We start from the raw sequence: 16405 nt of genomic DNA on the forward strand, positions 1-16405 counted from the left end.
AGTTACTCCGGAAATTTGACGCGCAGCTTTTCGCTGGTGGGCACGGATTGACAGGCCAGCGTCCACTTCTTGGACAGATCCTTGGCATCCAGCACTTCGTTGTGTCGCAGATGTACGCTGCCGTCCTGCACCTGGCACATGCAGGATGCGCACATGCCGGCCTGGCAGGAGTAGGGCACATTGATGCCGGCGCGCAGTCCGGCCTCCAGAATGGTCTCCGTGCCACTGCAGTTGAATTCGTATTCCTCGCCGTCCAGACGCAGCTGCACCAGTGCCTGGTCGACAGCAGCCTCCACGGGAGCAGTTGCCTCCTGCATCAGTTGCAGAGTCTCCTCGTCAGGCAGAGAGACAAAGCGCTCCACATGTACCTGCTCGGCAGGCATGCCGGCCTCGATCATCGCGGCCTGCGCGGCATCCATGAAGGGACCCGGCCCGCAGATAAAGGCCTGGCCTGCATCGGCCACCCAGGGCGTGGCCCAGGCTGCGAGCTGCTTCTGCGAAGGCGCGCCTTGCACAGAGTCCAGCCAGTGAATGACCTGCAGGCGATCCGGATACTCGGCCGCCAGCTGCTGCAGGTCCTTCTTGAAGATCACCGAGCGCTCATCGCGGTTGGCATAGAACAGCACCACATTGCCCTGATGCTGCTTGAGTACGGTGCGCAAGATGGAGAACACCGGTGTGATTCCGCTGCCACCGGCCAGCAGCAAAAAATTCTGAGACAGATTCCGGGGCGAAAACAGGCCCGATGGTGGCATCAGCTCGATGGAGTCACCCACCTGAACCCTGTCGCAAACCCAGTTGGAGCCTCGTCCCTTGTCGACGCGCTTGACAGTCACCCGCAAGGCATCGTCGAGCATCGGGGCACTGGACATGGAGTAGCAGCGAGGCACATAGCGGCCCTCGATAGGCAGTCGCAGAGTCAGAAACTGGCCGGGACGATAGCTGAATTGCTCAGCCAGAGCCTCTGGCACCTCGAACACAATTGACTTGGTATCGTGCGTCTCGTCAATCACCGCGCGCACGCGCAGCGGGTGATACCGCGACGCGGTTGTTGTGGCTTCACTGCTCATTTCTTCTTACCCCTTACTCACTCACTCTTTTTGTGCAACCTTGCACTGGCGCCCCGGCACAAGATCGTCCCCAATCCACGGGGTCAGGAACTGACGCTCTCCACAGCGCTTGCCTGCGGACACACTGCCTTGGCAGCAGGGGGCTCGCCCCCTTCCAGTGCAGCCGCCTTGCCCGCTCGGCGGCCCGAGAACACGCAGTCGGCCAGGGACAAGCCGCTCACATAACGCGAGGAAGCCACACCAATGGCGGTGCGCCCCGCGGCATACAGCCCGGGAATGTCATAGCCGGCACCGTCAATCACTGCACCGTTGTCCTCGTTGACCTTGAGGCCCCCCAGACTCAGGACGGCCAGCGGGAACATCTTCTGGTTGATGGAGATATCGATGGCAAACAGCGAGCCGCCCTTGAACTCATGGCGCATGTCCTGGGACTTGCCCAACGGGTCTTCGATCTCACCGCGTGCAGCGGCATTGGCGCGATCGAACTGGAGCTGCAGCACTGTTGCATCCATGCGAAGCTTTTTGGCCAGATCGGCGACAGATTTGCCCTTGATCGCGACCTTGTACATCAGCGCCAGCGCGGGCATGGACTGGAAGGCCCACAAACCGCCAAACAGGCACTGCCACGCAGCCTGCCTGCGCAGCTTGCTATCAATGATGAGCCAAGCCTGTCCCCCCTGCTTCTCCATCATCTCGTAGCCGAGCTTGGCACCGTAGACCTGTTCATTGCAGAAACGCTCGCCTTTGGTGTTGACCACCAGACCCTTGGGCCAGACCGAGGGTGGCGTGATGAAGCGCCAGGCCGAGATATTGTTCAGATCCTGAGCGATCCCTCCCACGGATTGCCCGAGGCGCAGACCAGAGCCATCGCAACCCGCAGCGCCGGTCAGCCAGCCGGGCTTGTAAGCCGGCGCATGCCGTTCCAGCAACTCCGAATTGAAGATATAGCCGCCAGTGGACAGCACCACACCTTTGCGAGCACGGATGTAGCGCTTCTCGCCGATCTCGCTTTCGATCTGCGCAGCTTCACGACGACCCGCCTGGGCACGTGGTGCCTGATACAAACGCCACTTGGCCACCAGCTCATCGAGCTTCTTGTGGCGTTCGGTACGTGGATCGCCTTCGGGCAACACCATCACCTCCACGCCCAATACACGGCCACTGTCCTTCTCGCGCACCAGGCGCTGGACGCGGGCCTGCGTCAATGTGCGGGCTCCGTGCGCCAATGTGGATTTTTGCAGCGCGGCAAAGAACGTCGCTCCCGACTGCCCCTTGGCCACCACGCGATGACCGCGCGGAGCGGGCTTCTTGACCAGTTGCGGGTTGCCGTAGGCGGGCACCACCTCGTTGCCCGAGTAGTACAGATACAGGCCATCGGTCGGATAGGAGGTCTTGTACGCAGGCATGGTCGACGCAAAGGTAGCGCCCTGCTTTTCCAGCCAATTCAGGTTGGCCACGCTGTCGCGGCTGAAGCGAGCCAGTGTCTCGTCACTGACCACACCATTGACCTCATGCTTGAGGTAGGCAGTCATGGCTTCGGGTGAGTCCTCGAAGCCCGCCTCCTTCTGGTACCTGGTACCGCCACCGGCATAGACCACACCACCCGACAGCACACTGGCACCACCGCCGCTGAAGCGGTCTATCACCAGAACTTCGGCCCCCTGCTCGCGCGCCTCAATCGCTGCACTGGCACCAGCGCCTCCCCAGCCGACCACCACCACATCGCTGGCATCGGACCACTGAACCTCATCGGCCGACCGCACATCCAAGACTGCACCCACAGGATTGATGGTGCTGACATGCTTTTTGAAATTGGACATTTCCGCGCCTCCTGATCAAACCGTCTTGCCCAGCAGATGCGGGTTCTCAAGCGGCAAGGGTTTGCCTAGCATGTCGGCCACGGCGCGAAAGGCAAAAGTCATGGCAGGCCCCAGGGTGGAACCAGCGCCGGCGTAGGCCGGCCCCATGACGGAGGCGGAGTTATTGCCCACGCAGTACAGCCCCTCGATGATCCTGCCTTGCGTGTCGAGCACACGCCCCTCTCTATCGGTAAGCAGCCCTCCCTTGGTGCCGATCTCGCCGGGCCACAGGCGCATGGCGTAGAACGGACCTTTCTCGATGGGGCCGAGGTTGGGATTCTTGAGACGCGGATCGCCGTAGTAGCGGTCAAACACATTGCCGCCGCGGTCAAAGTCCAGATCCTTGCCAGCTCTGGCGTATTCGGTCATGCGGCGCGCACTGTCCTGCAGGCCTGCAGCGTCCACGCCGATCTGGCGCGCCAGATCTTCCAGCGTCTCGCCCCTCCAGTAGACATTGTTCAGCCAGCTCTTGCGCACCTTGCTGTCCGGCACGGCCGAGCCAGGCATCAGCGGCCCCATGGGGTTTTGCGCGCGGAAGCTGGCGTCGAACACAATCCATGCAGGCACGCCGCCATTGCCCTTGGCATGTTCGGCCAGCATGGCCTGCTGAAACTCCGGATAAGGGCCGGACTCGTTGAGAAAGCGCTGCCCCCTGCTGTTGACCACCATGCACCCCGGCAGCGAGCGCTCCACGAAAATGCCGCGAAAGGCCGGCTCCTTGGGAACATCCATGGTGGGCACGCCCCAGGACCAGTCCATCAGCGCCAGCTGCGCGCCCACGGCCTGACCGGCCCGGTGAGCATCGCCGGTATTGCCTCCCACTGGAGTGGCCGTCCACTCTGCCTTGGTGGGCTTGTTCAGATACTGGTCGCGCATCTCCTGATTGCGCTCAAAGCCACCAGCACCCAACAACACGCCACGTCTGGCGTTGATCTGCTGGCGCTGACCATTCCTTTCAACGATGACACCCGTCACACGGCCCGATGCATCCTGCACCAGCTCCTTGAGCGGAGAGTTGCGCCACATCTCGACACCGACCTTGTTGGCAGCAGTCAGCAGGCCTGCCACCAGCGCCTGGCCGCCCGTCATGCGACGATCGCGCCTGGTCTTGTTGCGCCAGGGATAGTCCAGAAAATACTTGAGCATGATGCCCAGGATGGTGAAGCGCGACTTGAGCTCGCGCGAGAGCATGGAATGCGCCTCGAAGGCACTGATGCTCATGCGGCCGAACAACTGGTTGCCGGGAGGGCCGGGGCGCATGGTTTCCAGCGCCGCCAGGCCCAGCCTGGCGGCATTGAAGTCAACCGGATCCATGGTGCGGCCGCCGGGCCTGGAGCCTTCGATATGGGGGTAGTAATCCGCATACTTGGCCATGGCGCGATAAGGGATGCCGATCTGGCGCAGGTACTCGGCCATCTTGCTGGCGGTTTCCACATAGGCCAGCACGCGGTCGTCCGTCGCCATGCCGCGCACACAGCGCTTCATATAGCCAAATGCGGTTTCCAGATCGTCCTTGATGCCAGCGGTCTTCTGATCGTAATTGAGCGGAATCCAGATGCCGCCCCCCGACAGGGCCGAAGTGCCGCCGAACAGCTCTGTCTTCTCCACCACCAGAGTCTTGAGGCCCTGCTCCTGCGCGCGAATGGCGCCCAACATGGCACCTGCCCCCGACCCCACGACGATCAGGTCATATTCTTGTTCTGCCATACCTTGTCTCCGTCAATCTTTTGTTCTATGGATGGACTGTCGCAAATACACGCTGGCGGCAGCCTCCGTTGTGAGAGCGCTGCCGCAGCCTGGCCTGAATTCAATCAGACAAAGGGTTCCTGGTTGGGAATGCCCAGCACATGCGAGCCATAGGCGCGCACATAGGCATCCGTGTTGTTCGCAATGTGGGTACGTCCCTGATGGATGTCGCGGAAGATGCGCTCGATGGGATTGTTCTTGAAAGTACCGCTGGCTGCGCAGGCACGCATCAGCTCATTGGCATGAAAGCCCGTCAGCTTGGGAACGTATGACGCCTGAGCACGCTGCAGCAGACGCTCTTCCAGCGTCAGCTGAATACCAGTCTTGGCCGCATCCACAATGCGTGCGTAATTGCGGAACAGCACCATCTTGAGCTGGTCCAGCGCAATCGTGGCTTCGGTCACGGCCGTCTGGGCGTTCACGTCCTCGGCCATCCTGTTGCCATGCTTTCCAACGTGCGCCGTCGCGCGCTCGGTGAACGACGCGATGGCGCTTTCCAGCGCGCCCAGGCAGGCGGTGGACACAGCACGCTGGAACACATGGGTAAAGGGGATGCGGAACAGCCAGCTGGTGTTTTCCATGCGGCCGGGGCAGCCCACATCGCTGTGGTCGTTGGTGTACTGGATGCGATGTGCCGGGACAAACGCGTTTTCCACCACGATGTCATGACTGCCTGTACCGCGCAGGCCCAGCACATCCCAGTTGTCCTCAATGCGGTAGTCCGCCTTGGGCACCAGAAAAGTCACATGCTCCAGGCCAGGCGTGCCATCACGCTTGGGCAGCAGACCGCCGAGAAACAGCCAGTCGCAATGCTTGGAGCCGGTGGAAAAGCTCCAGCGACCATTGAACCTGAATCCGCCTTCCACGGGCTCGGCCTTGCCAGTAGGCATATAGGTCGAGGCGATGCGCACGCCGTTATCCTTGCCCCACACATCCTGCTGGGCCTGGTCGGGGAAGAGCGCCAGCTGCCAGGGGTGAACGCCGACCACCCCGTAAATCCAGGCCGTGGACATGCAGCCCTTGGCCAGCTCCATCTGCACGCTGTAGAACACACGGGGATCCATTTCATAGCCACCCCAGCGCTTGGGCTGCAGCACACGGAACAGACCCGCCTCAGCCATCTCCTGAACGGTTTCGTCGCTGATCTTTCCTTCGCGATCCGCCTGCTGCGCGCGCGCCGCCAGCTTGGGCGCCAGGGCCTTGGCACGCTCGATCACGGCCAGCGCATCAGGGGTGAGGTAGTTATCTGTCATTGTGTTCATTCAGGTCTCCAGTTGCCGCTCCACCGGACGGCTTGTGGTGTGGTGGGCAAGGCCTTTTCGCCTATGACAGAAATGCTCTCACCATGCAATTTTCCGTTCATCGTCCGATCAGACTAACGATGAAACAGGCGTTTGCGGACTTCTCCAAAGCCTGATCCCGCACAGCAAAAACACGGAGCCTAGGACAAACACCAAGCCCTGTTTTGCGCTGCTAGTCCATGTGAAGGATTCATAAAAGCCCTGTTCGCAGCACTCTTGCACCAAGGAGACATTCACCCCATGCAAAGCACTGCAGCAACCTTCGACCCCAAAGACTTTCGCCGCGCCCTGGGCATGTTTGGCACCGGGGTCACCATCGTCACCACCCGTGCAGAGAATGGCGAGCCTGTAGGAATCACCGCCAACAGCTTCAACTCGGTTTCGCTGGAGCCCCCCATGGTTTTGTGGAGCCTGGCCAAGAACGCCCGCAGCCTGCCTGTATTCCAGAACGCCGACACCTGGAATGTGCACATCCTCTCCAACGAGCAAGAAGCCCTGTCGAACCGCTTTGCCCGTGCTGGCGAAGACAAGTTCTCCGGCCTGCCACTGGACTCCGAGGCAGCCCATGCCCCGCTGCTGCAGGACTGCAGCGCGCGCTTCAGGTGCAAGACGGCATTTCAGTATGACGGCGGCGACCACATCATCTTTGTGGGCGAGGTGACCGACTACGACGCCAACCCACACCCTCCCCTGCTCTACGTGACCGGCGGTTACGCCCTGGCTTCACGCAAAGCCAACGCCGTAGCCAGCGAACCGGCCGCAGACACCAATACTGCCTACTCGGAAAACCTGATCGGATATTTGATGGGCCGCGCGCACTTTCAATTCCTGAGCGGCTTGCGCAAGCCCATGGCGGCTTACGGCATGACCGATGCCGATTTTTACGTGCTCTCGCTGCTGAGTATCCAGCAGCCCCAGTCGCCTGCCGAAATTGCGTCTCACATGGCCTACACCGGCACCGACATCGGAGCCGTGGCCCTGCAGTCGCTGATCAGCAAGGGCTGGGTGGAAGAGAGCCGCGAGCGCGCCGAGTCGCTGCAACTCACGCCCCTGGGCAACGAAGCCATCTTGCGTGTGCTGGCCGCAGCCAAAGCCGTGGAAACCGATTTGATAGCAAGCCTTGGCGAGATGGAAGCAGCCACGCTGCGCAATCTGCTCAAAAAGGCGATTGCCGCCACCGATCCCGGCCTGCCCAAGCTCTGGCAAGCCAGGGCTTGATAAGCCTCGTCATCCAAGATTTCTCACCCGAAGGCAGGAGACAGCCTTCGCCTATCCACTCCAAGCATAAAGAACAGAGATGAGCCAATTTTCCATCCCAGAAGGCAAGTATGTGGACATCGGCAATGTGGCCGGTCATCCTCAGCGCGTTCACTACCATGAGCAAGGCTCTGGCAATCCCGTGATCTTTTTGCACGGCGCCGGCACTGGTGCCAGCGGCTACAGCAACTTCAAGGGCAACTACCCCGAGTTTGCTGCGGCCGGCTTTCGCTCCATCGTTCCCGACCTGCTCGGTTACGGCCTCTCGTCCAAGACCGAGGAGCCCAGGCAGTACGACATGGATTTCTTCATCGCCGGCGTCAAGGGACTGGTGGAGCAGTTGGGCCTGAAAAACATCACCCTGCTGGGCAACTCGCTGGGCGGTGCGGTGGCGCTGGGCTATGCGCTCAAGTACCCCGAGGACGTCAAGAGCCTGATCCTCATGGCACCCGGTGGCGTGGAAGAGTTTGAAGCCTATATGGCCATGCCCGGCATTGCCAATATGTTCAATGTCTACAAGTCGGGCAAGACCGGCCCCGAAGCCATGCGCGCCGTCATGAGCATGCAGGTGGTGGACCAGTCGCTGCTGACGGACGAAATCATCAATGAACGCGCCCCGATTGCGCTGACCCAGACCGAGGCCTCGCGCCAGCGCCTGTACATCCCCAATATGACCGAGCAGCTGCCTGAACTCAGGTGCAATGTGCTGGGGTTCTGGGGCATGCAGGACGCCTTCAACCCCGTGGGCGGTGCCGACAAGCTGGCCAAGGGCATCAAGAACTGTCGCGTGGTGCTGGTCAACCAGTGCGGCCACTGGGTGCAGGTCGAGCATCGCGAGATGTTCAACCGCACCTGCATAGACTTCATGAAAAACGGTTGAAGCCATGAGTGACAAGCAATTCATCGAACAGCAAGGCCAGCGCCTGTATGACGCGCTGCGCACCGCCAGGACACTGGCACCGCTGACCGAAAGCCACCCCGAAATGACGGTGGAAGACGCCTATCACATCTCCCTGCACATGCTGCGCCTGCGCGAAGCATCGGGCGAACGTGTGATCGGCAAGAAGATAGGCGTGACCTCCAAGCCCGTGCAGGACATGCTGAATGTGCACCAGCCCGACTTCGGCTTTCTCACAGACAGCATGCAGTTTGAAGACGGCGCAGCCGTCTCGCTCAAGGCATCCGGCCTGATCCAGCCCCGCGCCGAGGGCGAGATCGCCTTCATGCTCAAGAAGGATCTGCAAGGCCCGGGGGTGACCAAGGAAGACGTGCTGGCCGCCACCGAGTGGGTCGCCCCCTGCTTCGAGATCGTCGATTCACGCATCAAGGACTGGAAGATCAAGATCCAGGACACCGTGGCCGACAACGCTTCCTGCGGCGTCTTCGTGATCGGCAAGCAGCACACAGATCCGGCTTCGCTGGATCTGGCCGCTGCCGCCATGGAGATGCGACGGAACTGCCAGCCAGCAGGCTCTGGCCTGGGCAGTGCCGTGCAGGGCCACCCTGCTGAAGCCGTAGCCTGGCTGGCCAACACATTGGGCGCTTTTGGCATTCCTTTCAAAGCCGGTGAAGTGATTCTCTCTGGCTCTCTCGCCCCCCTGGTTCCCGCCGCCGCCGGCGACCGTTTCGACATGGTCATCGAAGGCATGGGTACTTGTTCCATTCAATTCACCGAGTAAGAAACCATGACGCAAAAAAAGATCAAGTGCGCACTGATCGGCCCCGGCAATATCGGTACCGATCTGCTCATGAAACTGCAGCGTTCCCCCATACTGGAGCCTGTGTGGATGGTCGGCATCGACCCTGAGTCCGATGGTCTCAAGCGTGCCCGCGAGATGGGCATCAAGACCACTGCCGACGGTGTGGACGGCCTGCTGCCCTTCGTCAAGGAAGACGGCATCCAGATCGCCTTTGACGCTACCAGCGCCTATGTCCACGCCGAAAACAGCCGCAAGCTCAACGAACTGGGCGTGCTGATGATCGACCTGACGCCTGCAGCGATCGGCCCCTACTGCGTGCCCAGCGTGAATCTGGCCGAGAAGGTTGCAGAAAAGGCCATGAATGTGAACATGGTCACCTGCGGCGGCCAGGCCACCATTCCCATGGTGGCGGCAGTTTCGCGCGTGCAGGCCGTGAGCTACGGAGAGATCGTGGCCACGGTATCGAGCCGCTCGGTCGGTCCCGGCACGCGCAAGAACATCGACGAATTCACCCGCACCACATCGGGTGCCGTGGAAAAGATTGGCGGCGCGCAAAAGGGCAAGGCCATCATCGTCATCAACCCCGCCGAGCCGCCGCTGATCATGCGCGACACCATCCACTGCCTGACGGTGGATACGCCCAAGCCTGCCGAGATCGAAGCCTCGGTGCACGCCATGATCAAGGAAGTGCAGAAATACGTGCCCGGCTACAAGCTGGTCAACGGTCCCGTGATCGACGGCAACCGCGTCTCCATCTATATGGAAGTCGAAGGCCTGGGCGACTACCTGCCCAAGTACGCGGGCAATCTGGACATCATGACCGCCGCAGCGGCGCGCACGGCCGAGATGTTTGCCGAAGAAATCCTCGCCGGCCGTTTCGAGTTGGCCGAAGCCGCTGTTGCTGTCTGATCCAGGAGAAGAACATGTCCCTCAAAGGTAAGAAGATCACCGTTCACGACATGACGCTGCGTGACGGCATGCACCCCAAGCGCCACCAGATGACCCTGGAACAGATGAAGTCCGTGGCCACGGGACTGGATGCCGCTGGCGTGCCCCTGATTGAAGTGACCCATGGCGACGGCCTGGGCGGCAGCTCGGTCAACTACGGCTTTCCTGCACATACGGACGAGGAGTACCTGTCCACCGTCATTCCGCTGATGAAGCAGGCCAAGGTCTCGGCCCTCTTGCTGCCCGGCATCGGCACTGTCGATCACCTGAAGATGGCCCACGAGCTGGGCGTCTCCACCATCCGCGTGGCCACGCATTGCACCGAGGCCGATGTCTCCGAGCAGCACATCGCCATGGCCCGCAAGATGGGCATGGATACCGTGGGCTTTTTGATGATGGCGCATATGAACAGTGCCGAAGGTCTGGTCAAGCAGGCCAAGCTGATGGAAAGCTACGGCGCCAACTGTATCTACATCACGGACTCGGCCGGCTATATGCTGCCGGACGACGTGAAAGAGCGTCTGTCCGCCGTGCGCCAGGCTCTGAAGCCCGAGACCGAACTGGGTTTCCATGGCCACCACAACCTGGCCATGGGCATCGCCAACTCTCTGGCTGCAGTGGAAGTCGGTGCCAACCGCATCGACGCTGCGGCTGCCGGCCTGGGCGCTGGTGCGGGCAACACGCCTATGGAAGTGCTGGTAGCCGTGTGCGCGCGCATGGGGATTGAAACCGGCGTGGACGTGTTCAAGATCCAGGACGTGGCCGAAGACCTGGTCGTGCCGTTGATGGACTTTCCCATCCGCATCGACCGCGACGCGCTGACCCTGGGCTACGCAGGCGTCTATGGCAGCTTCCTGCTGTTTGCCAAGCGTGCCGAAGCCAAGTACGGCATCCCCGCGCGCGAGCTGCTGCTGGAGCTGGGCCGGCGCGGCATGGTGGGCGGCCAGGAAGACATGATCGAAGACACGGCACTGACCATGGTGCGCGAGCGCCAGAGACAGGCTGTGGCAGCCTGATACGTCTGACTTCAGGCTCTCTTTGCCACTTTGATCGGGTTCAACGGCTGCTTGGGGCGGTCGTTGAACCCTTTTTTTTGCGACATCGGCCTGAGGATCAGGCCTCTATGCATCTAGGCTGCCCCCTGGCAGCAGCTGGCCCAGGCCAGTCGGCCCGTGCCACATGGCACACCTTTTTTAGAAGCGATAGCGCGCCACCACCTGGGCCGAGCGCGGTGCGCCCGGCAGATTGAGATTGGGCGAGCTGCCATGACCGGCCACGATGTAGCGACGATTCAGCAGATTGTTGAGCTTGAGCTGCACATCCCAGGGGCCCATGCGGTAGTAGGCCATGGCATCCACCGTGGTGTAGCCTGGCAAGGTCACGGTATTGCCGGGATTGGCGAACCGGGCGCCGACATAGTTCAGGCCCCCGCCCAGGCCGAAGCCGTGGCCCAGTGCCTTGGTCACCCAGAAGTTGGCGCTTTGCCTGGGCGTCAGCGTGGGGCGTTTGCCCTGCACCGGCTGGCCGGAATCGACGGCAGGCGATGTGGTCATCTCGCCATCGAGGAATGCATAGCCGGCCCAGACCTGCCAGCTCGGTGCAATCTCTCCGGCAAACGTCAGCTCCAGCCCGTTGGTGCGCTGCACGCCCAGAGGCACGACGGTGTTGCTTGTGGGGTCGACGCTCTTGATATTGGTGCGCTCGAGCTTGAACAGCGAGGCCGTGATCGAAGCCTTGCCGTCCGGCAGATCCCATTTGACGCCGACTTCCTGGCTGGTCGTTTTCTCTGGTGCCAGCTGTGCATTGTTGGCAGCCAGCGCAAAGGTTTCGCCAGAGGGCTGGAAGGACTTGCTCCACGATGCATAGTAGGACCACGCCGACGAGGGCTGATAAACCAGCCCGACACGCGGACTCCAGGCAGTGTCCGTGCGGCCCAGATCCGGCTTGCCTGGCTGGCGCTCATGCGTTTCCTGCTGGAAGCGGTCGTAACGCACACCAGCCAGTGCCTTCCACTGAGGACTGATGGTGACCAGATCCTGCAGGTAGGCGCTGGCCACCTTGAAGACGCTGTGATTGTCCGCCGCAGGCTTGCCGTCGATACGCAGCGGCAAAGTCGGCAGCACCGGATTGAACAGCGAGACCGTTGCCACATTGGCTCGGCTGTATGACAGCAGATCCTTGCTCTGTCGGCCGAATTCAAAGCCGTACAGCAATTGGTGCTTCACCCCTGCGAACTCGAGCTTCTGGGTCAGCTCGGTCTGGTTGAAAAATCCGCTCTCGTCACGCTGCACATTGCCGCGTGTCAGCGATGCCGTCATCGCCTTCTCGTTGACCGAGCCCACGAGAGTGTTGTTTCTATCCAGCGAATAATCGTAGTAGCGCAAGGCATTGCGCAAGGACAGGCTGTCGCTGATCCGGTGATTCAGCGTGGCCCCCAGCGATGCCACTTCGGCACGGCTTACATCCACGTCCCTGGCATTGGCCGCGCCGTAATAGGTGCCGGGCGACACATTGACCGGCCGGCCCTGGTACGCGGGGATGCCGAAGTCCGTGAGGCGGCTGTCCTTCAGATAGTCGGCCTGCAGCAGCACGCTGGTGTCCGAGCTGGGCTTGATCAGCACCGATGCAGCCAGCGCCTTGCGATCGAGAAATTGCTGGTCGCGGTAGCTGTCGGCGCGCTCGACGGCGCCGGTCAGGCGATAGGAGACAGCACTGTCCTGCGGCGCGCGCGCCAGGTCGAACTCGCCACGGCGCTGGTTCCAGCGCCCCAGAGTCAAGCCCACTTCGCTGAGATTGACGCCGGGCTTCTTGGTGATGCGATTGATCAGGCCGCCCGACGAGCCGCGTCCGTACAGCACCGATGCCGGACCCTTGAGCACTTCGATCTGCTCGATATTGGACAGATCGCGGAAATACAGCGCGTCATCGCGCAAGCCGTCCACAAACTGGTCGGCAATGGCCGAGAAGCCGCGAATGGTGACCTGATCGCGCTGACCGTCACCATGAGAAAAGCCCACGCCAGGCACGGCCTTGAGAGCGTCCTGCATGGATTGAGCGACCTGATCGCGCAGCAGGCTCTGGGGCACCACATTCACGGTCTGAGGAATATCACGCAACGGTGCCTCGATCTTGGTGGCGCTCGTTGCCGTGGGTGGGTTGTAGCCGGAATCGGGCTGGCGATCGCTGCGGACCTGTACTTCGTCCAGCACCACCTCTGAAGCTTGCTGCGCCCATGCTGCACCGGAAAAAGCCAGCCCCAATGCCGCTGCCAGCGGCGAATACCTCAATGCCATGAATGCCTCGTTATACGGAGTTTTAATTCGGCTTGGCGGGTATCGTCCGCAGCAGGGACTACGGCATCAATTGGCTACAACCTGTGTGCTGTGCAAAAGCGTGCGCATCATAATCGAGAATCAGTATCATTTACCTGTACTTTACAGTACAGAAATTATCTGGAGATCAAAGTCATGTAGATGCTTTGAAAGCAGCAAGAGTCCATGGCTTAACAAGGCCGTATCCGCCCCTCCGAGGCGGACTGGAGGCGATGCCGATGCGACGGCAACTCGCAGCCATCAGGCCGCCGATTTCAGGACCGATCAAGGGAAAACGAGAGGACCCGACCGGCAGAGCTTTCAGCCCAGGGTTCAATAGCCCGATGCAAAAACTGCGTTCCAGGAGGTCTGGGCACTGGCCAGCACGATGCCGGCGGGCAGCTTGACCTCAGACTCCGCCTGCCCTGCCACAGCGGTACCCTGCGGCAGATTCATGGCAGGCAGGTACAGCGCCAGTGCGGCAGCCACCAGCGACACTGCGCGAAGCGCATTCATCCAGCGAAAAGAGGTTTTCATGCTTGTCTCCTTTACAGGCTCTATGGCCTTTCTGGTTTGCAGTATGGCCAGCACGGAAAACGCAACATCGTCCATTTTGATGAGCAGGTATTTACTTAGGTGGCAACCCCAGATCGCCGACCCGATGGCGCCGCCGCATGGCTTTGACTCCTGCCGGCAGAGTTTCAATAATTTGATAGCTGCCAGCGCTTTTCAGACATAGACATAAAGCCAATTTGATTGATATTTCGCGCATTCCAACAGAGCCAGGATCCCATCTGTGAACGGTCGCAAAAAAAGGGCTTTGCTTGCGCAAAGCCCCAACCCTTGAAGAAACTGAAACACCCGCCTTCACCGGGCGGGCAACGGCGATTACATGTAGAGAATCACCAGGTCGTTGATGACTGCAGGACGATCCTGGCCCACCACATGGATGTTGAGCTCCATCGTGGCCTGCACGCCGCTCTTGACCTGCTCCACAGCCTTGATGCGAGCCCGCGCACGGATCTTGCAGCCGGAGGGCACGGGGGTCGGGAAGCGCAGGCGGTCCGAACCATAGTTGACCATGTTGTCGAAGTCCACCACCTCGTAGTCCAGCGGAATCCTGAGCTGACTGGCCAGCACCTGCACCAGAGCGCCGTGGGCGATGGTGGTGCCGAACGGGCTTTTCTCGCGCGCCTGCACGGGGTCGGTGTGAATCCAGTAATCGTCGCCGGAGAGCCTGGCAAACTCGTTGATGACTTCCTGGCTTACAGTGAACTCGTTGGACCAGGGGCTGTACTCCTCGGACACCAGCGACTTCATGGCCTCGATGTCCTTGACGGAAATCCTGCGCTTGGCTGCGGCAGCCTCCTCCACCACGGCAACCGCAACTGCGGCCTCGGCGTCGGCCTTGATGACGGTCGGGTGGCTGCCCGCATGGGCGGTAAAACGCAGCAGGGTGACCTCGCCGGGGCGCTCGTCAAACACGGGACGCACCTCCATGCCCACCTTCAGCGCCTCGGGCTCCACGCCGACCATGGTGGTGTTGATGCGCACGCCTTCACGGAGTTCGACCACGGCCAGGGCCTGGGGCATCTCGTCCGTGAATTCGGGCATGGTGGGAATGCGCGCGATGGTGAAGCTGTAAAGCGTGCCTTCGCCCGACACTTTGCTCCACTTCAAGGAGCGCGATCCGCAAGTGGGGCAATGGGTCCGCGGAAAAAACAGCGAATGTCCACGATCACATTGCTGAATGCGCACTTCGTGGGCCTTGAGACCTTCCCAGTACGGCGCAGAAATTTCCGTGGGATGGGGCAGAGGTTTGTTCCAAGCCATGTTCTTATGCTCCCCGCAGGATCAAGGCGCCCTGCTCGCTCATCACGCCACCGGTGCCGGACACATAGGCCAGATCGTTGCGACCCAGCTGCCTGTCGCCGGCACGCCCCTGAATCTGATGCACCGCTTCAATCACCTGGGACATGCCGCCCGCCGTGCCGGACTGACCGAAGCTCAGCTGGCCGCCATGGGTATTCATGGGGAAGTTGCCCTTGAAGGTGAAGTCGTTGTTGCGCAGAAAGTCCATGCCTTTGCCCTTCTCGCAAAAACCCGCGTCTTCCAGCGTCAGCATCACGGTGATCGTGTAGCAGTCATAGATCTGCGCCATATGCATGTCTGAGGGACGCATGCCCGCCATTTCGAAAGCCTTGGCAGAAGCCGGGCCGATGGGGGTCTGCAGCATGTCGGCCATATAGGTGGGCGACTTGCTGCTCACATGCTCGCCGCAGCCGACGATGCTGACGGGGCGGTGTCTGGTGGTTTTGGCGCGATCGGCGCGCGTGACGATCATGGCGCCGCCGCCCGCAGCCGGCAGCACGATTTCCAGCACATGCAAAGGGTCGGCCACCATGCGCGAGTTCAGCACGTCATCCACCGTGATGGGCTGACCGTAGAACATGGCGTCGGGGTTGTGGCAGGCATTGAAGCGCTGGTCCACGCTGATGCGTGCCAGAGCGGCCGCGTCGTAGCCATGGACCGCGCCATAGCGCTGGGCAATCATGGCATAGCCGGTGTTCTGCGCCATATGGCCATAGGGCAGGTCCATCTCGGCCTCGGGCGCTCCAAAGCGAGTGCTGTGGCCGCCGAAGCGGCTGGCCTTCATGACTTCCTTGATGTGGTCGTCATGTTCGGAGATCGGTGCCATGCGCGACGGCAGCACGCAGACCACGGTGTTGCACAGCCCCAGCTCGATCGCCGCAGCCGCGCGCCAGACCATGGCCACGGAACTGGCTCCCCCCAGGTCCACGACTTCGGCAAAGTTCAGGCGCACACCCAGGTATTCGCCGGCCATGGCGGGCACAAAACAGCTGGCTTCATGAAAGTGCGGAGCGCTGGTGATCAGACCGTCCACCTCGGACAGCTCTATGCCGGCGTCCTCCAGAGCCTGCAGCGTCAGGTCGGCCACCTGTTCCAGATGGAACATGCGCGGCGCCGTTGCGTACTTCTCCGGCTTGTACTGCGCGACGCCAACCAGCGCCGCTTTTCCTTGCAAACCCATATGTCTCCCTTACCAAGAAAGTGTGCATTCATTGTGTAAATGAAGCAGACCGAATCCATCGTCTGTAGAGACTAAAAAGCCGGCCCCGTACATACCCCTAATTCTCCAGGCAAACGTCCATTCGGACGATGTTGCAGAAGCTCCAAATCAAGAACCTGCAC

General features: G+C 61.1%; 13 protein-coding genes. 5 read left to right on the forward strand and 8 right to left on the reverse strand.

The genetic code is table 11. From position 1 onward, the window contains the following. Positions 1–2: 2 nt before the first annotated feature. The 4 genes from JAO85_RS14060 to JAO85_RS14075 form a co-directional block, all read right to left on the reverse strand. The gene (locus JAO85_RS14060; protein WP_012837543.1) at positions 3–1070 is read right to left on the reverse strand and encodes a ferredoxin--NADP reductase; all 1068 of its coding nucleotides are present in this window, start codon (positions 1068–1070) and stop codon (positions 3–5) included. A gap of 83 nt (positions 1071–1153) precedes the next feature. After that, on the reverse strand, positions 1154–2890 hold the full coding sequence (locus JAO85_RS14065; protein WP_039049277.1) for an FAD-binding protein: 1737 nt from the start codon (positions 2888–2890) through the stop codon (positions 1154–1156). A gap of 15 nt (positions 2891–2905) precedes the next feature. Next, positions 2906–4636, reverse strand: a complete 1731-nt coding sequence (locus tag JAO85_RS14070; protein WP_039049276.1) for an FAD-dependent oxidoreductase — start codon at positions 4634–4636, stop codon at positions 2906–2908. 104 nt (positions 4637–4740) lie between these two features. Then, positions 4741–5928 (reverse strand): acyl-CoA dehydrogenase family protein, encoded by a 1188-nt coding sequence (locus JAO85_RS14075; protein WP_045840125.1) that lies wholly within the window; start codon positions 5926–5928, stop codon positions 4741–4743. 288 nt (positions 5929–6216) lie between these two features. Here JAO85_RS14075 and JAO85_RS14080 point away from each other — a divergent pair, with 288 nt between their 5' ends. The 5 genes from JAO85_RS14080 to tesG all read left to right on the forward strand — a co-directional run bounded on the left by JAO85_RS14080 (position 6217) and on the right by tesG (position 10897). After that, positions 6217–7194, forward strand: a complete 978-nt coding sequence (locus tag JAO85_RS14080) for a flavin reductase (protein WP_003071341.1) — start codon at positions 6217–6219, stop codon at positions 7192–7194. A gap of 79 nt (positions 7195–7273) precedes the next feature. Continuing rightward, a complete protein-coding gene (locus tag JAO85_RS14085) occupies positions 7274–8113 on the forward strand; it encodes an alpha/beta fold hydrolase (protein ID WP_039049275.1) in 840 nt (279 codons plus the stop codon). Positions 8114–8117: 4 nt separating this feature from the next. Next, positions 8118–8912, forward strand: coding sequence for a 2-hydroxyhexa-2,4-dienoate hydratase TesE (gene tesE, locus JAO85_RS14090; RefSeq protein WP_202788332.1), 795 nt, complete (start codon positions 8118–8120; stop codon positions 8910–8912). A gap of 6 nt (positions 8913–8918) precedes the next feature. Further along, positions 8919–9842 (forward strand): acetaldehyde dehydrogenase TesF, encoded by a 924-nt coding sequence (gene tesF, locus JAO85_RS14095; RefSeq protein ID WP_004341179.1) that lies wholly within the window; start codon positions 8919–8921, stop codon positions 9840–9842. A 14-nt stretch (positions 9843–9856) separates the two neighbouring features. After that, positions 9857–10897 carry a 4-hydroxy-2-oxovalerate aldolase TesG gene (tesG, locus tag JAO85_RS14100; protein ID WP_039049274.1) on the forward strand — a complete coding sequence of 347 codons (1041 nt, stop codon included), beginning with the start codon at positions 9857–9859 and terminating at the stop codon, positions 10895–10897. Between the two features lie 177 nt (positions 10898–11074). Here the strand turns inward: tesG and JAO85_RS14105 are convergent, their stop codons facing one another. The 4 genes from JAO85_RS14105 to JAO85_RS14120 all read right to left on the reverse strand — a co-directional run bounded on the left by JAO85_RS14105 (position 11075) and on the right by JAO85_RS14120 (position 16244). Continuing rightward, positions 11075–13174: a TonB-dependent siderophore receptor gene (locus tag JAO85_RS14105; RefSeq protein WP_039049273.1), complete on the reverse strand. Its 2100-nt coding sequence runs from the start codon at positions 13172–13174 to the stop codon at positions 11075–11077. Between the two features lie 351 nt (positions 13175–13525). Further along, positions 13526–13729 (reverse strand): hypothetical protein, encoded by a 204-nt coding sequence (locus JAO85_RS14110; protein WP_039049306.1) that lies wholly within the window; start codon positions 13727–13729, stop codon positions 13526–13528. 351 nt (positions 13730–14080) lie between these two features. Next, a complete protein-coding gene (locus JAO85_RS14115) occupies positions 14081–15025 on the reverse strand; it encodes an OB-fold domain-containing protein (protein ID WP_202788333.1) in 945 nt (314 codons plus the stop codon). A gap of 4 nt (positions 15026–15029) precedes the next feature. Continuing rightward, positions 15030–16244: a thiolase family protein gene (locus JAO85_RS14120; protein WP_202788334.1), complete on the reverse strand. Its 1215-nt coding sequence runs from the start codon at positions 16242–16244 to the stop codon at positions 15030–15032. Between the last annotated feature and the right edge of the window lie 161 nt (positions 16245–16405).

Origin of the sequence: Comamonas sp. NyZ500 (genome assembly GCF_016772095.1) — a bacterium.
Lineage (GTDB): Bacteria > Pseudomonadota > Gammaproteobacteria > Burkholderiales > Burkholderiaceae_C > Comamonas > Comamonas thiooxydans.

What these genes read in the sequence shown, in the direction of transcription:
- JAO85_RS14060 (WP_012837543.1), bottom strand. Translation starts at nt 1,070, where the DNA reads ATGAGCAGTGAAGCCACAACAACCGCGTCGCGGTATCACCCGCTGCGC.
- JAO85_RS14065 (WP_039049277.1), bottom strand. Translation starts at nt 2,890, where the DNA reads ATGTCCAATTTCAAAAAGCATGTCAGCACCATCAATCCTGTGGGTGCA.
- JAO85_RS14070 (WP_039049276.1), bottom strand. Translation starts at nt 4,636, where the DNA reads ATGGCAGAACAAGAATATGACCTGATCGTCGTGGGGTCGGGGGCAGGT.
- JAO85_RS14075 (WP_045840125.1), bottom strand. Translation starts at nt 5,928, where the DNA reads ATGACAGATAACTACCTCACCCCTGATGCGCTGGCCGTGATCGAGCGT.
- JAO85_RS14080 (WP_003071341.1), top strand. Translation starts at nt 6,217, where the DNA reads ATGCAAAGCACTGCAGCAACCTTCGACCCCAAAGACTTTCGCCGCGCC.
- JAO85_RS14085 (WP_039049275.1), top strand. Translation starts at nt 7,274, where the DNA reads ATGAGCCAATTTTCCATCCCAGAAGGCAAGTATGTGGACATCGGCAAT.
- tesE (WP_202788332.1), top strand. Translation starts at nt 8,118, where the DNA reads ATGAGTGACAAGCAATTCATCGAACAGCAAGGCCAGCGCCTGTATGAC.
- tesF (WP_004341179.1), top strand. Translation starts at nt 8,919, where the DNA reads ATGACGCAAAAAAAGATCAAGTGCGCACTGATCGGCCCCGGCAATATC.
- tesG (WP_039049274.1), top strand. Translation starts at nt 9,857, where the DNA reads ATGTCCCTCAAAGGTAAGAAGATCACCGTTCACGACATGACGCTGCGT.
- JAO85_RS14105 (WP_039049273.1), bottom strand. Translation starts at nt 13,174, where the DNA reads ATGGCATTGAGGTATTCGCCGCTGGCAGCGGCATTGGGGCTGGCTTTT.
- JAO85_RS14110 (WP_039049306.1), bottom strand. Translation starts at nt 13,729, where the DNA reads ATGAAAACCTCTTTTCGCTGGATGAATGCGCTTCGCGCAGTGTCGCTG.
- JAO85_RS14115 (WP_202788333.1), bottom strand. Translation starts at nt 15,025, where the DNA reads ATGGCTTGGAACAAACCTCTGCCCCATCCCACGGAAATTTCTGCGCCG.
- JAO85_RS14120 (WP_202788334.1), bottom strand. Translation starts at nt 16,244, where the DNA reads ATGGGTTTGCAAGGAAAAGCGGCGCTGGTTGGCGTCGCGCAGTACAAG.